The following is a 293-nucleotide window of genomic DNA, read 5'->3' on the forward strand; positions in this document are numbered from 1 at the left end:
CCGGACAAGCATGAGCTTTTCGTCATGGGCGGCACGGCCAGTTACTACATCGAGCACGAGCAGCAACGACAGGAGCGGTGCGCCGACCTTAAGCGTGTCTTTCACGCAGCGCTCGCACGTGCCAAAGTGGACGGACAGTGGATCGCGATCACCGGCTACGCGAACGATGTCATACCGCCGTATGCACGCCTGGCTGACCTGATCGTCGCGGGCCAGATCGATCTGAAGGATCCCGATTCATTCATCGCAGAACAGTTCGTCGAGAATCTGGGGATGGCGGCGGGGCGTCCTGT

The 293-nt window shown here is 60.4% G+C and carries 1 pseudogene; it reads left to right on the top strand.

The window, feature by feature from the left end:
• A pseudogene (locus SB753_RS36310) lies at positions 1-293 on the top strand (universal stress protein); the annotation flags it as partial.

Source organism: Paraburkholderia sp. SIMBA_053, from assembly GCF_046534895.1.
GTDB lineage: Bacteria > Pseudomonadota > Gammaproteobacteria > Burkholderiales > Burkholderiaceae > Paraburkholderia > Paraburkholderia caledonica.